The sequence below is a fragment of the Streptomyces sp. NBC_00259 genome (genome assembly GCF_036181745.1).
GTDB classification, from domain to species: Bacteria; Actinomycetota; Actinomycetes; order Streptomycetales; family Streptomycetaceae; genus Streptomyces; species Streptomyces pratisoli.
On the sequence record NZ_CP108080.1, the window covers coordinates 1459436 to 1478004 of the forward strand.

Sequence of the window (18569 nt, forward strand, 5' to 3'; positions counted from 1 at the left end):
GGCCGAAGTCCGGCCGAAGTCCGCGGGCACAGGAGCCGGGCCGGGGCGCGGTGCCCCGGCCCGGTCCTGCGACGTCCGGCCCCGCGACGTCCGGCCCCGCGCCGTCCGGGCCTGCGCCGTCCGGCCCGGCCTGCGCGGGTGTCAGCCGCAGCGGAACCGTGCGCCCGCCCAGTCCGCGTGGTCACCGGACTTGGAGCCGTTGGTGTCGGTCACCTTCAGACGGACGTGCCGCGCCCCGGTGACGTCGACCTCGGCCGGTACGGTCGCCGAGGCGCCGGTGACCTTCGGCGAGGTCCACAGCACCTCGCCGTCCGCCTCGACGGAGAACGCGACTTCGCCGTATCCGTTGATCTCGTCGTCGATACCGGTGTCCGCGGTGAACGTGGTGCAGCGGCCACCGAGATAGACCTCGATGTCGGAGTCGGCGTGCGCCCCGATGCCCTTCTCGTAGGTCTGGCCGGCGAGGGTGAGCGTATGTCCGTCACTCGCGCCCGATTCCCCGTTGCTGCGGTCGCGTTCGGGTGGGCCCCAGCCGTTGGTGGACGTCAGCCACACCAGATCGCTCGCCCAGACGTCGCCGGACGGCGGCGGCGGCATCACCCCGGCCGCGAACCGCTGCACGGCGGTGCGTGGCTCACCGGCCGCCCGGTAGCGGGCGGTTGCGGTGAGCGTCGCCTCGCCGGGCTCGGCGTCCCGGGCGGGGGTGACGGCGACCTCGACCCGCCTGGTCGTCCCCGCGGGGATGCGGTCCACGCTCGCCGCGGGCGTCACCTGCCAGCCCGCCGGTGTGTCCAGCGAGACCGAGACGTCCGTGGCGTCACGGGCGCCCGCGGTGACATCGACGGCGACCTTGCCCGGCGTGCCGGCGGCCAGTTCCTGACCGGCCGGGGCGGCGACGACGGCCGCGGAGCCGGGGACGGCTCCGCCGACCGCCGCGGTGTCCTCCAGTTCCAGCTCGAAGCCGCGGTCGGTGGGCAGCGCCGCGGTCTTCACCTTCACGACGCCGCCGCGGTCGTCGCGGTCGTACCACCAGCCCTGTCCGGCCGCGTCGAAGGCCGCCCTGCCGCTCAGCCTCGGCAGATCACGGCCGTTCAGCTCGACCGAGCTCGGTGAATCCGCGGTGTGAACGGTGAAGTTGTACGGTCGCGCGTGACTCTTGCCGTTGAACGTGCCACGGCTCGCGCCGATCCGTACGGTCACGTCCCCCGCCCCGCGCTTCGGGGCGTCGACGTCGGCACGCTGGGTGGCGTACTTCCCCGAGCGGTGCTCGCGCGTCACGCCGTCGTCCTCGTAGAGCGTGAACGACGACGATCCCTGCGGGTAGATGTCCCAGGCGAGCGGGGAGCCGGCGCCGCGGTCGGCGTACGAGCGGATCCCGCCGGGCCACATCGGGACGGTGGCGCCGGCCCGGACGAACAGCGGGAGGGTGTCCAGCGGTGCGCTGTAGTCGTCGACCGTGGTGGGGCCCTCGTAGGTGCGTCCGCTCCAGTAGTCGATCCACGTGCCCTTCGGCAGGTAGATTCCGTCGCGCTCGGCGGCGTCCTGGTAGACGGGTGCGACGAGGAAGTCCTCACCGCTCAGGAACTCGTACTTGGCGGCGTCCGTCGCGGCCTTCGGGTCGTCCGGGTACTCCAGGACGAGCGGGCGGGCGAGGCCGACGCCGGTCTTCGTCGCCTCGTGGGCGTACGAGTAGATGTACGGCAGCAACGACTCGTGGAGCTTGAGGTAGTCGCGGTTGATCGAGGTGTACGGCTCGCCGTACCGGAAGGGCTGCTTGTCGCTGGCGGCCCAGCCGTCCATGGTCATGGTGACCGGGAGGAACATCTTCCACTGCAGGTCGCGGGTGTAGGTCTGGGGGCTGCCGCCGAAGATTCCGTCGACGTCACCGGTGGTGTAGGCGAGTCCGGACATGGACGCGCCCGCGTAGGTCGGGATCTGCCAGCGGATGTACTCCCAGCTGCCGGCCTGGTCGCCGGACCACTGGACGCCGCAGCGCTGGGCGCCCGACCAGCTCTCGGGGGCCCAGGTGAAGCCGCGGGCCGTGCTGTTGGCCTCGATGCCGGCGTAGGCGTCCTTGCAGCCGTCCAGGGCGAACTTGTAGCCCGCGCCGACCCAGGCGACGTCGAGCTTGGCGACCCGCTGGCCGGCCTTGACCTGGTCGGCGAGCTTGTCGAGGCCGTCCTCGGTCCACAGGCCGAGCTGCATCTTGCGCTGCTGGAGGCCCTGGGCGGTCTCGGCGAGGTTCTCGTAGCCGCAGCCGTAGCCGTCGTTGACGAGCATCCAGCCGTTGGGCATGTCGTGCTCGACGTAGCCGTCGGCGACCTTCAGCGCGTCGAGGGTGTGGCGTTCGCCGCGGTTGGCGTTGTGGAGGTAGCAGTCGGCGTCGCCGATCTCCAGGCCGTAGACGGGCGGCATGAAGGGCTTGCCCGTGAGCTTCGTGTACTGCCCGATCACGTCCTTGGCGCCGGGGCCCGCGAAGTAGTAGGCGTCGAAGCGCTGTTCCTGGGCGGTGGTGGTCACCGGCTCGCCGAAGACATAGGTGTTGGGGGCGTAGGTGTTGCGGTAGACGCCGTAGCCGGCCGAGGAGAGGTAGAACGGCACGGAGTTGGGGTGGCCGCCGTCGTTCCAGTTGTAGTCGACGCCGACCTCGACGGTCTTGCCGCGGTGCGAGGTGTTGCCCCGGCCGTTCTGCATGCCGGCGCCGTAGAACTGTTCGTCGGCGCCTCGTGCGAGGGTCTGGGTCGTCCTGTCCCCGGTCCAGGTCAGGCCCTTGGTCTCGGCCCAGAGCAGGGTGCCGTCGGCGCGGTGGAGGGCGAATCGCAGCGGTGACTTGTAGGCGCGCAACGTCACCTTCGACGTGCCGAGTTCGTAGCGGTCGCCACGGTCCTTCCAGCGGGTGGCGGGCGGCTTGCCCTGCGGCAGCACGATGTCGCTGCCGGTCGGGTCGGTGAATCCGCCGTCCGGGGCGAGTTCGATCCGGAAGGTCTCCGGGGAGACGAAGCTGACGCGGGCCTCGGCCTGGCCTGCCGTCAGCCGGTAGACGGGTCCTTGGGCGGTGAAGCCGGTGACGTCCCCGACAGTGGTGGGGACCGGCTCGGCATGGGCGCCGCCCGGTCCTGCGAACACCGTGAGGAGACCGAGCAGCAGCCCGGCGACCACCGCTCTCATGCGTATTGGTGATTGCATGGCGCGTGTTTAGCGCAGAAACGAGCATTCCGCCAAGGACAAAACGGAACCGCCCCTGGACTCTCCGAGAGAGTCCAGGGGCGGTGCGGTGGACCGGGCGCGGAGCCCGGGGACGGATACGGGACCTACAGGGCGACGCCGAGCAGGGAGTCCACGGCCCGCGACACGAGACCGGGTGCGCCCTCGTCCGTACCGCCCTCGGTCCGCTGGCGCTCGGTCCAGCGGTCGACGGCGGCCAGCGCGGCGGGAGCGTCCAGGTCGTCGGCGAGTGCCTCGCGGATCTCCTCGACGAGGGCGTCCGCGGACGGCCCGTCAGGCCGGGAGACGGCGGCACGCCAGCGTCCGAGGCGGGCCACGGCCTCCTGGAGGACCTCGTCGGTCCACTCCCAGTCGGCACGGTAGTGGTGGGACAGCAGCGCCAGCCGGATGGCGGCCGGGTCGACGCCGTCGCGGCGCAGCGCGGAGACGAAGACGAGGTTGCCCTTGGACTTGGACATCTTCTCGCCGTTCAGGGCGACCATGCCTGCGTGCACGTAGGCCTTGGCGAACGGGTGCTCGCCGGTGAGGGCCTGGGCGTGCGAGGCGCCCATCTCGTGGTGCGGGAAGGCGAGATCGGAGCCGCCGCCCTGGACGTCGAAGCCCATGCCGAGGTGGTCGAGGGCGATGGCCACGCACTCGATGTGCCAGCCGGGCCGGCCGCGTCCCAGGGAGGCGCCGTCCCAGCTCGGTTCGCCCTCGCGGGCCGCCATCCACAGCATCGGGTCGAGCGGGTTCTTCTTGCCGGGGCGGTCGGGGTCTCCGCCGCGCTCGGCGGAGAGCTCGCGCATCAGGTCGGGGCCGTAGCGCGACACCTCGCCGAAGTGCGGGTCGGACTCCACGGAGAAGTAGACGTCGCCGTCGAGTTCGTACGCGGCGCCGGCGTCGCGCAGCCGCTCGACGAGCGGAACGATTCCGGGTATGGCCTCGACGGCGCCGATGTAGTGCTGCGGGGGCAGCATCCGCAGGGCGGTCATGTCCTCGCGGAACAGGGCGGTCTCGCGTTCCGCGAGCTCGGTCCAGTCCTGTCCGTCGCGGACGGCCCGCTCGAGGAGCGGATCGTCCACGTCGGTGACGTTCTGGACGTAGTGAACCTGCCGCTTGGTGTCGAGCCACACGCGCTGAACGAGGTCGAACGCGTTGTAGGTCGCCGCGTGACCCAGGTGGGTCGCGTCGTACGGGGTGATTCCGCAGACGTAGATACGGGCGACGGGACCGGGGTCGAGGGTGACGAGGCCGCCGGTCGCGGTGTCGTGGATCCGGAGGTCGCGGCCCGTGCCGGGCAGGGCGGGGACCTCAGAAGCGGGCCAGGCATGCATGTCATGAGCGTAACCGGACGCACCTTCCGGAAACGAACCGGATGCCCGCTCTTGGCCTGTCAGGCACTCTTGCGCGTGCGCCTGACGTGGAGCTATGGGACCGCGGGAACGAGCACGGCCGGCAGGGCCGGACGGGCGGCGGGCACGGCCGGACGAGCGGGCTGGACGAACGGTGGACAGCCGGGCCGGACGAGCGGGCTGGACGGGCGGGCTAGACGGGCGGCCAGGGAATCGCGGGCCAGCCGCCGGAGGGTACGGGGTGGCGGGCCGTCTCGCGGAGGGTACGGACCCGGCCCCGTACGGCGGCCACTTCCTCGGCGGTGATCAGCTCCGCGAGCCGGACGGCGAGCGGGGCACCGTCGTCCAGTGCCGTGTCGAGGGCCGCGAGGACCGTGACGGCCTCCTCGGTCAGGGACTCCCCGGCCCATCCCCACAGCAGCGTCCGCAGCTTGTCGTCCACGTTGAAGGTCACACCGTGGTCGATCGCGTACAGCCGCCCGTCCGGCGCGGGGAGCAGGTGTCCGCCCTTGCGGTCACCATTGTTGATCACCGCGTCGAGCACGGCGAGCCTGCGCAGCCGCGGGTCGTCGGCGTGCACGAGGAGCGCCGTGCGGCCCTCCCCGACCTCCGCGAAGCCGACCGCCTTCCAGCCGTCCTCCGGCTCCTCGCCGTCGACGAGCGCGAGCAGTCCCTCCGCGGGGTCGGCCTCGATCCACAGCTGGCACATGCCCTCGCCGTAGGGCCCGTCGCGGAGCACGGTCGGCGGGACGAGTCCCCATCCGGTCGCCTCGGACAGTTCGTACGCGGCGACTTCCCGCTGGGCCAGCGTGCCGTCGGGGAAGTCCCACAGCGGACGCTCACCGGCGACGGGCTTGTAGACGCAGTGCGCCTCCTGGCCGTCGAGCGAGACGGAGCAGTACAGCACCGCGTTCGACGCCTCGCCGATACGGCCGCGCACCGTGAGCTCGCCGTGGGAGAGCAGGTCGAGCGCCGGGTCGAGCGCGGTCACGCTCCGCGGCGGTATCCGTTCTGGCGCGGGCATACGTGTCCCTCCGGGTCGAGCGGCAGGCTGCACAGCGGGCACGGCGGCCGTCCCGCGTTCACGACATCGAGCGCGCGCTTGGCGAAGGCCCTCGCCTGTGCGCCGGTCAGCCGGACGCGCAGCATCGGCGGGCCGTTCTCCTCGTCCTGCAACAGCCGTTCCTCGGCCTCGGCGAGGTCCTCCTCGGAGTCCGCGTCCAGCTCGACCAGTGCCTGCGCCTCGACGATCATGCGCTGTTCCTCGCCGTCCCAGGCCAGCGCCATCGTGCCGACCCGGAACTCCTCCTCGACCGGGGCGTCGAGCGGAGCGGTGTCGGCGATGTCGGTGGGGGCGACGGCCGGGACGGGGGCGTTGCCGCCGGTGCGCCGCACGACCTCGTCCAGCAGTTCGTCGATCCGCTCGGCGAGCGCGGCCACCTGTGTCTTCTCCAGGGCGACGCTCGTCACCCGCCCCCCTGCGGCAGCCTGCAGGAAGAACGTACGACGTCCAGGCAGCCCGACCGTACCGGCCACGAAGCGCTCCGGCGGGTCGTACAGGAATACCTGACGGGACACGTCCTGTCTCCCTTGGAAATCAGAGGATCTTCAGAGTTGAGCGCCGGATTCCGGGTTCGGCCCGTCCACCCTACTGCGCGGAGCGATCACGGTGCTCCCGCGCCGCCACCGACCACAGCCGCCCCGTCGGGGCCGCCCTCGGGCGGCTCGGTGGCGCTCGCGCGGGGCCTGAGCGCCCCGAGGTCGCCGGTGTCGCCGAGCCGGAGAAGGAAGGGCCGCAGCCGGGTGTAGCGGATCGCGGTCACCGAGCACGGTTCGACGTGGATGCGCTGGAAGAGGTCGAGGTGCATCCCGAGAGCGTCCGCCACGAGGGACTTGATGATGTCTCCGTGCGAGCACATCAGAAAGGCGGCGTCCTCGCCGTGCTCCTGCTCGACGCGGGCGTTCCAGTCGCGTACGGCGTCGACGGCGCGAGTCTGCATGGCCCGCATCGACTCGCCGCCGGGGAAGGTCGCCGCGGAGGGGTGGCGCTGGACGACCTCCATCAGCGGTTCGTCGGCGAGTTCGGCGAGTTTGCGGCCGGACCATTCGCCGTAGTGGCACTCGCCGATCCGCTCGTCGGTGTGCAGCGGCAGTCCGGGCCGTGCGTCGAGGAGCGGCTGCAGGGTCTCCAGGCAGCGCTGCAGCGGGCTGGTGACGGCGGCGGCGAGTTCCAGCCCGGCCAGCCTTGCGGGCAGCGCGGCGGCCTGCGCGGTGCCGCGGTCGTCGAGGGCGACCCCGGGTGTCCAGCCCGCGAGCAGCCCCGCGGTGTTGGCGGTGGACCGACCGTGGCGTACGAGGATCAACGTGGCCATGCCGGCCAGCCTAGGGCCTGTGCCGGCGGAACGACCGTGTGGGCTGCGCACGCCGGGGACCGTTCGCGGGCCGAGGTGCGGGCGGGACGGGGGCACGGAAGAATGCGCGCCGTGATCGTGGACTGCGCCATCTACCGGGAGGGTCGTCGGACCGAGGGCCCCGACGATCTCTCCGACGCGCTCGCGGAGGCCCGCGCGGCCAAGAACGCGTTTCTGTGGATCGGTCTGTACGAGCCGAGCGAGCAGGAGTTCGACCGCGTCAGCAGCGAGTTCGGGCTGCACCCGCTGGCGGTGGAGGACGCGCTCAAGGCCCATCAGCGGCCCAAGCTGGAGGTGTACGACGACTCGCTGTTCATGGTCCTCAAGCCCGTCTCGTACGAGGCGGAGACCGACACCGTCAGCGCCGACGAGCTGATGCTGTTCGTCGGCAACTGCTTCGTCGTGACGGTCCGGCACGGGGAGAGCCAGCCGCTGCGCGCGGTCCGGCAGCGGCTGGAGGCCGAACCGCACGTGCTCCGGCACGGCCCGACGGCCGTCCTGTACGCCGTGTGCGACACCGTCGTCGACCACTACATCGAGGTCGCGGGCGAGCTCCAGGAGGATCTGGAGGAGACGGAGGAGGCCGTCTTCGAGCCGATGGGCGGCGACCCCCGGAACACGGCTTCCAAGATCTACAACTTCAAGCGGCAGGTCCTGGAGTTCCGTCGGGCGACCGGGCCGCTGGTGGCGCCGATGACCCGGCTCGCGAGTGCGTCGGTGCCGTTCGTGGACGAGCACTCGCAGCTGTTCTTCCGGGACGTCAACGACCATCTGACCCGGGCCAACGAACAGGTGGACGGGCTGGACCGGCTGCTGTCGGACGTTCTGTCCGCGCATCTGGCGCAGGTGGGCGTGCGTCAGAACGACGACATGCGCAAGATCTCGGCGTGGGCGGCGATGGCCGCCGTGCCGACGCTGGTGGCGGGGATCTACGGCATGAACTTCGACCACATGCCCGAGTTGCGGTTCGGGTGGGGGTACCCGGCGGTGATCCTGCTGATGGCCCTGGTGGTGTTCGGACTGTTCCGGCTGTTCAAGCGCCGCGGCTGGCTGTAGCGAAGGTGAGGGCCGCGGCGCCGGGGTGACCGGAGGCCGGAACCGGGGTGACCGGAGGCTAGAAGGCGGGTGCCGTGGTCGCGGGACCGCCCAGCGCGTCGCGCCGCTCCGGCATCTTGAGGGAGACCATGCGCCGCCAGCCGCCCGCGCGCTCCAGGGCGTACATGGCGTGGATGCCGGCGGCGAGCGCGGCGGACTTGGGCCTCGGCCACTTGAGGATCCTGCCCATGTGGGACATGACGGCGAGGCTGACGTCGCGGTAGATCGCGATCTCGGTGAGGGCGCACTCGCGCAGGGTGGTGTGGATGGCGCGGCCGTGGCCGGCGTAGGCGAGGCGGAGCAACTCCTCGTGGCAGTAGGCCAGGTGGTTGTCCTCGTCGGCGCAGATCTGCTTGATGGCCTTGCCGACCTCGGGGTGGTCCCCGAAGAACCTCACCAGCATGTCCATCTGGTCGGCGGCGCGCTGCTCGGTGACGCGGCTGTGCGAGAGGTAGACGACGATGTCCTTCTCGGTGAGCCGCTGGTCACGACGGAGCTTCTCGTGGGCGAGTCCGATGCCCCGCTGCTCCAGCAGCATCGTGTAGTCGGTCTCGGGCGGTACGTCGACCGGGTCGAGGCCGCGCTTCTTCAGCAGGCCGTTGAAGATCCGGCCGTGCTTGTCCTCGTCGGCGCCGTGCCGGGTGATCTTCGGGGCGAGGTCGCGCATGCTGTCGGGGACGAGGGCGGCGATACGGCCGTTCTCCCAGCCGCCCTGGGCCTCGCCACTGGCCGCGATCGAGCAGAAGAGCTGGTAGGAATCGTCGTTGTCGAGGATCTCCTGGAAAAGACTCCGGGCCGAGAGCATCTGCCACCTCCGTCGAACGTCCGCAAAGAAAAAGTCAAATGGAGACGGGGCCGACCGGCAACAGGTGGGCGGGACAACTCCGCCAAAAGGAGGAGCGCGAGGGCTTTTCGCGCCCCCCGGGGAGTCCGGACGGGACGCCCTCGCCCGCGGGCGTTACCGAGGGCGGGGGTGGCGCGTTAGGTGTCGTGACGGCCGTGGCGGGGATGACCCCGAGCCCCCACCACGGCCGCAGGTATGTCCGGGGCTCGAGGCCCCCGGTCACGCCAGCCCGGAGCGCTCCAGGGCCTCGGTGCCGGCCCGCAGGGCCGCGAGGCGCTCGTCGAGCGTGAAGCCGGCCGGGGCGAGTGTGAGGGTCGTGACCCCCGCCGCCGCGTACGCCTGCATCCGGTCCGCGATCCGCTCGACGGAACCGAGCAGCGTCGTGGAGTCGATCAGCTCGTGCGGTACGGCCGCGGCGGCGCCCTCCTTGTCGCCGGACAGGTACTTGTCCTGGATCTCCGTGGCTTCCTGCTCGTAGCCCATGCGCTGGGCGAGCTGGTTGTAGAAGTTCTGCTTGCGGCTGCCCATGCCGCCGACGTACAGCGCGGTGTACGGGCGGAACATGTCGGCGAGGCCCTTGACGTCGTCGCCCACGGCGAGCGGCACGGTCGGGCACACGTCGAAGCCGTCCATGGTCTTCCCGGCCTTCTCACGGCCCGCGCGGAGGTGGCGGATCGCGGTCTCCTCCAGATGGTCGGCGGAGGGGAAGATCAGCAGGGCGCCGTCGGCGATCTCGCCGGTCTGCTCCAGGTTCTTGGGGCCGATGGCGGCGATGTACAGCGGGATGTGCTCGCGCTGCGGGTGGACGGTCAGCTTGATGGGCTTGCCGGGGCCGCCGGGCAGCGGGAGGGTCCAGTGCTCGCCCTCGTACGACAGCCGCTCGCGGGTCATCGCCCGGCGGACGATCTCGACGTACTCACGGGTGCGGGAGAGGGGCTTGTCGAACGTGACGCCGTACCAGCCCTCGGAGACCTGCGGCCCCGAGACGCCGAGGCCGAGGCGGAAGCGCCCGCCGGAGAGCGAGTCGAGGGTGGCGGCGGTCATCGCCGTCATCGCGGGCTGGCGGGCGGGGATCTGGAGGATCGCCGAGCCGACGTCGATGCTCTCGGTCTGGGCGGCGACCCAGGCGAGGACGGTCGGGGCGTCGGAGCCGTAGGCCTCGGCGGCCCAGCAGACGTCGTAGCCGAGGCGGTCCGCCTCCTGGGCGACGGCGAGATTGTCGCTGTCCATCCCCGCGCCCCAGTAGCCGAGATTGATGCCGAGCCGCATAACCGCTCCTCTTACCGATGAGTAACGTCCTTGTCGCGGGACTTTAGCGCGGCTGTGCCCGATCCGTCAGGGGCGAGTTGTCCACAGGGTCGCTCCGGGTGGGGCCGTGGCCAGTAATCTCGCGCCCATGGAGCAGAGGCATCTCGGCCGTACGGGCCTTCGTGTGTCCCGGATCGGGCTCGGCACCCTGACGTGGGGGCGGGACACCGGCGAGCACGACGCCGCCGACCAGTTGAAGGCCTTCTGGGACGCGGGCGGCACGCTGGTCGACACGGCGGACGTGTACGGCGGCGGGGAGGCCGAGTATCTGCTCGGGCAGCTCGTGGAGCGGCTCGTGCCGAGGCGCGATCTGGTCATCGCCACGAAGGCGGGCAGCGTGCTCGATCCGGCCCGGCGCTTCGACGGCTCGCGCGGTCATCTGCTGGCGGCCCTCGACGCGTCGCTGGAGCGGCTCGGCACGGACCACGTGGACCTGTGGCAGATCCACGGCTTCGATCCGCACACCCCGCTGGAGGAGACACTCCAGGCACTCGACACGGCGGTGAGCAGCGGCCGTGCGCGATACGCGGGGGTGTCGGGCTTCTGCGGCTGGCAGCTCGCGAAGGCGGCCACCTGGCAGCTCGGTGCCCCGGACATACGGACCCGCCTGGCCGGCACACAGATGGAGTACTCGCTGCTGCAGCGCGGCGTCGAGCGGGAGGTGCTGCCCGCGGCGCTGGACCTGGGGATCGGTCTGCTTCCGTCGTCGCCGCTGGGGCGCGGGGTGCTCACCGGCAAGTACCGGCACGCGACACCGGCGGACTCGCGCGGGGGCTCGGAGCAGCTGGCGGCCTTCGTCGAGCCGTATCTGGACGAGGCGGCGAGCCGGATCGTGGACGCGGTCGTCACGGCCGCGGACGGGCTGGCGACGACTCCGCTGGAGGTCGCGCTCGCCTGGGTCCGCGACCGCCCGGGGGTGGTGGCCCCGATCGTCGGCGCGCGCAACGCACAGCAGCTCACGGCGGCGTTGTCAGTGGAGGGTCTTAGTCTTCCTGACGAGATCTGCCAGGCGCTCGACGATGTGTCGGCGCCCGTGCACCGCTATCCCGATCAGGACTGGAGCACGCTGTGACTGCGCTTCCCGGGGCGACCCCCGGCACCCCGGAGACGGAGGGCTCCGCCCTCGACGCACCCGAGACGCCGGGCCGCGGGCCCGGCCGGGCGGGTGAGCCGGGTGAGCCGGGTGAACCGGGGGCGGACGCGCCCGAGGCGGCCGGGGAGACCGAAGCAGAGGGCGAGGCCGGGGCCGACACGACGGACTCGGCCGAGACGGGCACGGCGCAGGCCGACGCGGCCGAGGTGTCCGAGGCGCAGGCGGAGTTGGCCGCGCAGCGCGATCTCAGGGAGCGGATCGAGAAGCGGAAGGCCGAGAAGGGCGGACCGGTCGAGGCCGGGGCGAAGCTGAGCGGTACGGCTGCCGATCTGCTGGCGGCGGTGCGGGCCGTGGAGAGCGGGGAGAAGCCGGGGACCGCGTTCTTCGAGGCGCCGACCGCCCCCAGGCGCCCGGCGCCGTCGTCCGTGCCCCCACCGGAGCGGCCGCGCGTGCCGGAGCCGGGGCGCGGCCCGCGGCCGGCCGATCCGGGGGCCGTGGCGGCCGTGCTGGAGGTGCTCGTGTCGGGCGGTGCGCCCGAGGAACTCGCCACGCGGGTCGCCGGTGTGCTCGGGGAGCAGGCCGCGGAGGCCCTTCGGGAGGATCCCTGGCGGCTGCTGGCCGTGCCCGGAGTGCAGCCGGATCAGGCGGACGGATTCGCGCGGGCGCTGCTCGGCCCGGAGTGCGGCCCCGGAGACGCACGGCGGGCCGCCGCGCTGGTGACCTGGCTGCTGGAGCGCGCCGCGCTGCAGGGCCACACCGCGCTGGAGTCCGCGTCCGTGCGCAGCGCGCTCGCCGCGCGCTCCGTGCCCGAGCCGGACGAGGCGCTGCAGCAGGCGATCGCCGAAGGTGCGGTGCTGGTCTTCCAGGACGGCGCCGAGGAGCCGGAGGAGACACGGGAGGACGCGGAGGCGACGGAGGAGAGCGAGGGCGGGCCGGGCGCCGAGGCGGCGGAGCCGGTTCCGGTCCTGCTCGGCCTCGACCGGTACGCGCTCGCGGAGGAGAGCCTCGCGGACGGTCTTGCCCGGCTGGTCAAGACGGTCCAGGCGGACGGGACGGACGCGGACGCCGGCCGGCCGGCGTCCTGGGAGGGTGCCGCGGCGGCCGCGGGCTCACCGTCGGCGGCCGAGCTGATCCGCGCCGCCGCCGCGCACGGCCTCGTCGTGCACACGGGCGGCGAGGCGGCCCGTGCCGAGCCGGCCGCCCTCGTCGAGGCGGCCCGCTCCCTCGGTCTGCGCGCGGTGGCCACGGCCCACAGCGAGAACGGCCGGCGCAGGCTGGGCGCCGACGCGGTCACGGTGCAGGGGCTGCTCACGGGTGCGCAGGGTCCCGGCCGGGACGGGGACGGCACGCTGGCCCTGGATCTGCTCGCGGTGCTCGACGCGCCTCAGCTGGACGTCGAGACCGCGGCGATGCTCGTGGAGTCCCTCCCGGACGGATGCCGGCTGGTGCTGAGCGGCGACCCCGGTGTGCTGTGGTCGGCGGGCGCGGGACGGGTGTTCGCCGATGTGCTGGCGGCCCGGGTGTGCCCGCAGATCGCGTCCCGTACGCCCGATCCGGGGCCGCTCGGGGAGCTGGTCTCCGGAATCGGCATCGGTGAGCTGGCCCAGGTGGACGCGCCGGGCAAGGAGGTCGTGATCGTTCCGGTGCGGGACGCGGGCGAGGCCGTGCACCGCACGGTCCAGCTGGTCGCGGACTCGGTGCCGCGGGCGATCGGGGTGCCCGCGTCCGAGACGCAGGTGATCACGGTCGGCCATGGCGGTTCCGCGGGCACACGGGCGCTGAACGCCGCGCTCAAGCAGCGGCTCAACCCGGGCCCCGGCCGTTTCGGCGGCTTCGACGAGGCCGACCGGATCGCCTACACCCCGGCGCCGGGCCGGGTCCTGGCCGGCACGGTGGTCTCCGCCGACGAGGAGGGCCTGCGGCTCGACTGCGAGGGCGCGCCCGTCGTGGTGGCGAGGGAGCAGGTCGAGTCGTCGGTGCGGCACGGCTGGGCGCTGACCGCGCACCAGGCGGCCGGGATGCGCTGGCCCGCGGCGGTCGTGGTGCTGCCGGGCGACGCGGCGCAGGGCCTGAGCCGGCCCTGGGTCTACACCGCGTTCGGCCGCGGTGAGCGGCATCTGTCCGTGGTCCACGGCGTCGACCAGGCCCTGCCGCGCGCCGTCGCCGAGATTCCGTCGCAGCACCGCACGACCCGGCTGTGCCCGCTGCTGACCGGCCTTCTCGCGCCGGGACGCTGACGGGCAGGGGCGCGGTCCCGCAGCCCACCTGGGACAAGGGATCAGCGCACCTGAGGATCAGAGGATCAGGGAATCGAGGGAGAACGAGACAAGAGGACCGGGGGCACGGGCCCCCGGTCCTCTCCCCCGATCCGCTCTCGCCGATCCGCTAGCGGTCCGCCGTGTTCAGGTCGTCCAGGTCCTCTTCCACGTCCTCTTCGTCGAACACCGAGCTGACGTCGAAGCGGCACACGACGCGCTCCGGGTCGGCCTGGTCGAAGGGGGTGGCCAGCCATTCGCCCGGCTCGGAGGGCTCGTCCGCGGCGGCGACCCACAGCGTCGAGTCGCCCTCCTCAAGGCCGAACTCCTTGTGCCGGGACGCGATCTCGTCCGGTTCGAACTCACCGAAGAGCACACCGAGCGCGGCGTGCACGCTCGCCCCGACGACCGCCCCCGACGCCTCGTCCGCGGTCTCGTCGCGGTCCAGATCCGCGATGCGCTGCGCCTGCGCGAGCAGCCGCTGCGGCTCCACGACCGCGTAGTCGCGGCGAATGAGGACACTCAGCGCGTTCGGCTCGTCCGGCCCCGTGTACGGCGGCATCGAGTCGTCCGCTCCGGGGATCTCGAACGGAGTGACCTCGTCGTAGCGGTCGTAGAGCCGCTCGTCGTACGCCTCGGCCGCGGCGGCAAGGGCGTTGAACGCCGCGTACACCGCCGGGTCGTCCTCTCCCGTGCGGCGTTCGACCGCTTCGAGGTGACGGTCCAGCGCGGCTTTGACCGCCTCGGCGGCGGCGCGAACCTCGGCAGCCGTGGGCTGCGCAGGAGCGGATGCATCAGACATAGTGCAGACGCTATCCGTACTCGGGCTGTGCCCGCACAATAGATGCGATGCCGGAATACGAATTTGTCGATGTGTACGTCCCTCGCGGTGTCTCCCGCAAGGAGGCGACCCGACTGCTGACCGAGCACGCCGAGTACGGGCACTGGGAGTTGGACAGGCTCACTCTGCGTCGCGACGGCAGCCGCAGGGTGCGGTTGCGCCGTCGCATCATCCGTCAGGCGCGCGCCACATGGTGAGTGCCCGCCCCACGAAGGACGGAGCAGGCCCGCGGTCGCGGGCCCGCCCCGTCGTGTCACCGCACGCTCACGCTCAGGCGCGGGCGCGGGCCTTGCGGTAGAGGAGCATTCCGCCGAGCAGCAGTCCACCGGCCGCCGGGAGCACGGTCCCGAGCGGGCCGGCACCGGTCTGCGCGAGTTCCTCGGTGCCCCGGGGCGGAGTGACGGTGCTGGTACCCGGCGTGTTCGGGGCCGAGGGCTCGACCGGCGTTCCCGGCTCACCGGGCTCACTCGGTTCACCAGGCTCCCCCGGCTCGTTCGGCTCTCCCGGCTCGTTGGGTTCACCGGGCTCCCCCGGCTCTCCCGGTTCCCCGGGCTCCCCCGGCTCGCCGGGCTCCGAGGGCTCACCCGGGTTGTCGTCGTCCGGCCCGTTGGTGCAGTCGTTGCCGAGTGCGCCGTTGCCGAGGCCGCCGACCGTCACGGTGTTGCCGCAGGCGTTCACCGGCACCTCGACGGGCACCTGGATGGTGTTGCCGGAGGCGACGCCGGGAGAGTTCGACGTGGAACCCTCGGCGTGGGAGCCCCCACCGTTCTGCGACGTATTAGCGCAGTCGTTTCCGAACGCGGGGTTCAGCAGTCCGACGACGTTCACGGTATTGCCGCAGACATTGACCGGGACGTGCACCGGAACCTGGATCGCATTCCCGGAGAGCACACCCGGGGAATCCGAGGCGCTCCCATGGGCGCCCGCGCCACCGTGTGCCTGGGCGTAGCCACCGCTGAGGACGAGTACGCCGCCCGCGGCCGCCACGGTGATCAGGCCCTTACGAGTGACCTGTCGCATAGCTACTTCCTGCCTTCTGACTTCCGGAATACCCCCGGGCGCCTCGCCAGGGGGTGGAATAGGGGGTGGAATGCGGACGGCCCCGGAGTGCATGGCGCGCACTCCGGGGCCGCCGGGATCAATCCCTCACAGGGCAAGACTCGACGTCAGTCGTTGACGCAGACGTTGCCGAAGGCGGGGTTCAGCAGCCCGATCACGGAGACCGTGTTGCCACAGACGTTCACCGGCACGTGGATCGGCGCCTGGATGACATTGCCCGACAGCACGCCCGGGGACTGCACGGCGGCACCCTGAGCACCCGAGTCGGCGACGGCCATCCCCGCACCCGCGAGAACCAGACCACCGGTGGCAGCCGCAGCAGCGACGACCTTCTTGATCATTATTCCTCCTTGTTGGCAATGCGATCCCAACCGCGGACCGCACACCTGTAACGAGGAGGACCTATTGGGGCTACTAGCGTATGAGCCCATTCACTCTTTTCAGTCAAATACGCACGTGCGGGCGAATGTTGGCGCTCTCAGCTCGCGTCGAGGAAACGGTCCAGCACGCGAACGCCGAACTGCAGACCGTCCACCGGAACGCGCTCGTCCACGCCGTGGAACATGCCGGCGAAGTCCAGCTCGGGCGGCAGCTTCAGCGGAGCGAAGCCGAAGCAGCGGATGCCGAGGTCGTCGAAGGACTTGGCGTCGGTGCCGCCGGACAGCATGTACGGCACGGCCCGGGCGATCGGGTCCTCGGCGCGGAGCGCCGACTGCATGGCGTCCACCAGATCGCCGTCGAAGCTCGTCTCCAGCGCCTTGTCGGCGTGGACGTCCTCGCGCTTCACCCGGGGCCCGAGCAGCCGGTCGAGGTCGGCGAGGAACTCCTCCTCGTACCCCGGCAGGAAGCGTCCGTCGACGTGTGCGGTGGCCTGTCCCGGGATCACGTTCACCTTGTAGCCGGCGCCGAGCATGGTCGGCGCCGCGGAGTTGCGGAGCGTCGCGCCGACCATCTTGGCGATGCCGCCGAGCTTGGCGAGGGTCGCCTCCATGTCCTCCGGGTCGAGCGGCGTGCCGAGCGCGTCGGACAGCTCGTCCAGGAAGGACCGTACGGTCTTGGTCACCCGTACCGGCCAGGTGTGGCGGCCGAGCCGGCCGACGGCCTCGCAGAGTTCGGTGATGGCGTTGTCGTTGTTGGTCATCGAGCCGTGTCCTGCGGTGCCCTCGACGGTGAGGCGCATCCAGTGCATGCCCTTCTGGGCCGTCTCGACGAGGTAGAGCCGCAGGTTCTCGTTGACGGTGAAGGAGAAGCCGCCGACCTCGCCGATCGCCTCCGTGACCCCCTCGAAGAGGTCCGGGTGCTTGTCGACGAGGTGCCGGGCCCCGTAGGTACCGCCCGCCTCCTCGTCCGCGAGGAAGGCCAGCACCACGTCGCGCGGCGGCTTGCGGCCGCTGCGCAGCCGGTCACGGACGACGGCGAGCGTCATCGCGTCCATGTCCTTCATGTCCACGGCGCCACGGCCCCAGACGCAGCCGTCGGCGATCTCCCCGGAGAAGGGGTGGTGGGTCCAGTCGTCGGCGTTGGCCGGCACGACGTCGGTGTGGCCGTGGATGAGCAGCGCCGGGCGGGAGGGGTCCTCGCCCTCGATGCGCGCCACGGTGGAGGCCCTGCCCGGGTGGGACTCGATGATCTTCGGCTCCAGACCGACCTCGGCGAGCTTCTCGGCCACGTACTCGGCGGCCGCCCGCTCCCCTGGTCCCGAGTGGTCGCCGTAGTTGCTGGTGTCGATCCGGATCAGATCGCGACAGAGGTCGACGACCTCGTCCTCGCCGGAGATCTTCCGGACGGTGTCCGTCTCGCTCACGCTGTTTCCTCCCGCTGTCGCTCTGGTGGTCACCCACATCCTCCCGCGCAAAGAGCCGCACCCCAAGGGCAGCCGCACACCGACACATGCCCGTCACAGCCGGGGCCGGGCGGCGGCCTGCGGGAACGGGGACGTGATCGAGCACCTCCGAATGTTTGCTATGGTTTTCCTCGTCGGAACGGCCCAGGGCCGGAAGACAGACACCTGGTCCGGGTGGCGGAATGGCAGACGCGCTAGCTTGAGGTGCTAGTGCCCTTTATCGGGCGTGGGGGTTCAAGTCCCCCCTCGGACACCACCAGAGAACCCCAGCTGAGCTGGGGTTTTTTGTTTGTCCACGAATGAGTGCGGGAGCAGCCGTGGGACGCAGACGGCGGGTGGCGGTGCCCGTGGCGCCGCTCCCCCAGCGTGACGGGATCGATCCCGTGCGGGTGCGGCTGCCCTCGGACCCGGCAGGTGCCTGGGCGACCGTGGGGGACCATCTCGTCGAACGCTTCGGCGGAGCGGTCGGCGCCGGGCGCGTCGAGGCGATGCTGCGGGAGGGCCGGTTCGTCGGGGCGGACGGGCGGCCGGTGGCCGCCGGGGAGGCGTACGACGCCGGGCGCCACCTCTGGTTCCACCGGGATTTCGTGGCGGAGGAGCGGGTGCCGTTCGAGGTCGGGATCGTGTACCGCGATGAGCGGGTGGTGGTCGCCGACAAGCCGCACTTCCTGGCGACGACTCCGCGCGGCCGGCACATCACGGAGACCGCGCTGGCCCGGCTGCGGCGCGATCTGGGGCTGCCGGAGCTGCAGCCCGCGCACCGGCTGGACCGGCTGACGGCGGGGCTCGCGCTGTTCGTCGTACGGCCGCGGGACCGTGGCGCGTACCAGACGCTGTTCCGCGACCGGCGGGTGCGCAAGGAGTACGAGGCGGTGGCGCCGTACGACCCGGCGGTCGTCCTGCCCGTGACCGTGCGCAGCAGGATCGAGAAGGAGCGCGGGGTGCAGGCGGCCCGGGAGACGGCGGGCGAGCCGAACAGCGAGAGCCGTGTCGAGCTGCTGGAGCACCGGGGCGGGCTCGGCCGGTACCGGCTGCTGCCGGCCACCGGCCGTACCCATCAGCTGCGGGTGCACATGAACGGCCTGGGGCTGCCGATCCTCGACGACCCGCTGTATCCGGTGGTCCTGGAGGACGAGCTCGTGCGCGGTACGGACTACGGCCGGCCGCTGCAGTTGCTCGCCCGGAGCCTGGAGTTCACCGATCCGGTGAGCGGGCGGGAGTGCCGCTTCGAGAGCCGGCTGCGGCTCTCGGCCTGGTGACC

General features: G+C 71.9%; 16 protein-coding genes and 1 tRNA gene. 6 read left to right on the plus strand and 11 right to left on the minus strand.

The genetic code is table 11. The features are described from left to right. Positions 1–141: 141 nt before the first annotated feature. From OG766_RS06560 to OG766_RS06580, 5 genes are all read right to left on the minus strand, one after another. Positions 142–3186, minus strand: coding sequence for an NPCBM/NEW2 domain-containing protein (locus tag OG766_RS06560; protein ID WP_328724755.1), 3045 nt, complete (start codon positions 3184–3186; stop codon positions 142–144). Between the two features lie 125 nt (positions 3187–3311). Continuing rightward, positions 3312–4541, minus strand: a complete 1230-nt coding sequence (mshC, locus tag OG766_RS06565; RefSeq protein ID WP_328724756.1) for a cysteine--1-D-myo-inosityl 2-amino-2-deoxy-alpha-D-glucopyranoside ligase — start codon at positions 4539–4541, stop codon at positions 3312–3314. A 211-nt stretch (positions 4542–4752) separates the two neighbouring features. Further along, positions 4753–5583, minus strand: a complete 831-nt coding sequence (locus OG766_RS06570) for an SCO1664 family protein (protein WP_266375506.1) — start codon at positions 5581–5583, stop codon at positions 4753–4755. Continuing rightward, on the minus strand, positions 5547–6137 hold the full coding sequence (locus OG766_RS06575; RefSeq protein ID WP_266375504.1) for a DUF3090 domain-containing protein: 591 nt from the start codon (positions 6135–6137) through the stop codon (positions 5547–5549). Before OG766_RS06575 ends, OG766_RS06570 begins: the two co-directional genes overlap by 37 nt. Positions 6138–6223: 86 nt before the next feature. Then, positions 6224–6931, minus strand: a complete 708-nt coding sequence (locus OG766_RS06580; RefSeq protein WP_266375502.1) for a histidine phosphatase family protein — start codon at positions 6929–6931, stop codon at positions 6224–6226. 102 nt (positions 6932–7033) lie between these two features. Here OG766_RS06580 and corA point away from each other — a divergent pair, with 102 nt between their 5' ends. Then, positions 7034–8026 carry a magnesium/cobalt transporter CorA gene (gene corA / locus OG766_RS06585; RefSeq protein ID WP_328724757.1) on the plus strand — a complete coding sequence of 331 codons (993 nt, stop codon included), beginning with the start codon at positions 7034–7036 and terminating at the stop codon, positions 8024–8026. A 58-nt stretch (positions 8027–8084) separates the two neighbouring features. Here the strand turns inward: corA and OG766_RS06590 are convergent, their stop codons facing one another. Both OG766_RS06590 and OG766_RS06595 read right to left on the minus strand, forming a co-directional pair. Then, entirely contained in the window at positions 8085–8870 is a 786-nt protein-coding gene (locus OG766_RS06590) for a ferritin-like domain-containing protein (protein ID WP_266375498.1), read from the minus strand. A 258-nt stretch (positions 8871–9128) separates the two neighbouring features. Continuing rightward, on the minus strand, positions 9129–10178 hold the full coding sequence (locus OG766_RS06595; RefSeq protein ID WP_266375496.1) for an LLM class F420-dependent oxidoreductase: 1050 nt from the start codon (positions 10176–10178) through the stop codon (positions 9129–9131). A 127-nt stretch (positions 10179–10305) separates the two neighbouring features. Here OG766_RS06595 and OG766_RS06600 point away from each other — a divergent pair, with 127 nt between their 5' ends. Then, entirely contained in the window at positions 10306–11289 is a 984-nt protein-coding gene (locus OG766_RS06600) for an aldo/keto reductase (protein WP_266375494.1), read from the plus strand. Next, positions 11286–13547 carry a helix-hairpin-helix domain-containing protein gene (locus OG766_RS06605; RefSeq protein ID WP_328724759.1) on the plus strand — a complete coding sequence of 754 codons (2262 nt, stop codon included), beginning with the start codon at positions 11286–11288 and terminating at the stop codon, positions 13545–13547. The genes OG766_RS06600 and OG766_RS06605 overlap by 4 nt, the downstream gene beginning before the upstream one ends. A 148-nt stretch (positions 13548–13695) precedes the next feature. Here OG766_RS06605 and OG766_RS06610 read toward each other — a convergent pair whose 3' ends face one another. Beyond that, positions 13696–14367, minus strand: coding sequence for a hypothetical protein (locus OG766_RS06610; protein WP_266375490.1), 672 nt, complete (start codon positions 14365–14367; stop codon positions 13696–13698). Between the two features lie 47 nt (positions 14368–14414). Here OG766_RS06610 and OG766_RS06615 point away from each other — a divergent pair, with 47 nt between their 5' ends. Further along, positions 14415–14603: a DUF5703 family protein gene (locus OG766_RS06615; protein WP_266375488.1), complete on the plus strand. Its 189-nt coding sequence runs from the start codon at positions 14415–14417 to the stop codon at positions 14601–14603. A 73-nt stretch (positions 14604–14676) separates the two neighbouring features. On the opposite strand, the gene OG766_RS06620 is transcribed toward OG766_RS06615, so the two are convergent. The 3 genes from OG766_RS06620 to OG766_RS06630 form a co-directional block, all read right to left on the minus strand. Beyond that, a complete protein-coding gene (locus OG766_RS06620; RefSeq protein WP_323137249.1) occupies positions 14677–15426 on the minus strand; it encodes a chaplin in 750 nt (249 codons plus the stop codon). A 146-nt stretch (positions 15427–15572) separates the two neighbouring features. Further along, positions 15573–15806: a chaplin ChpH gene (chpH, locus tag OG766_RS06625; RefSeq protein WP_266375486.1), complete on the minus strand. Its 234-nt coding sequence runs from the start codon at positions 15804–15806 to the stop codon at positions 15573–15575. A gap of 137 nt (positions 15807–15943) precedes the next feature. Then, positions 15944–17269 carry a M20/M25/M40 family metallo-hydrolase gene (locus tag OG766_RS06630; RefSeq protein ID WP_266375484.1) on the minus strand — a complete coding sequence of 442 codons (1326 nt, stop codon included), beginning with the start codon at positions 17267–17269 and terminating at the stop codon, positions 15944–15946. A gap of 207 nt (positions 17270–17476) precedes the next feature. Here OG766_RS06630 and OG766_RS06635 point away from each other — a divergent pair. Beyond that, a tRNA-Leu gene (locus tag OG766_RS06635) sits at positions 17477–17564 on the plus strand. A gap of 61 nt (positions 17565–17625) precedes the next feature. Beyond that, positions 17626–18567: a pseudouridine synthase gene (locus tag OG766_RS06640; protein ID WP_266375482.1), complete on the plus strand. Its 942-nt coding sequence runs from the start codon at positions 17626–17628 to the stop codon at positions 18565–18567. The last annotated feature ends 2 nt before the right edge of the window (positions 18568–18569 follow it).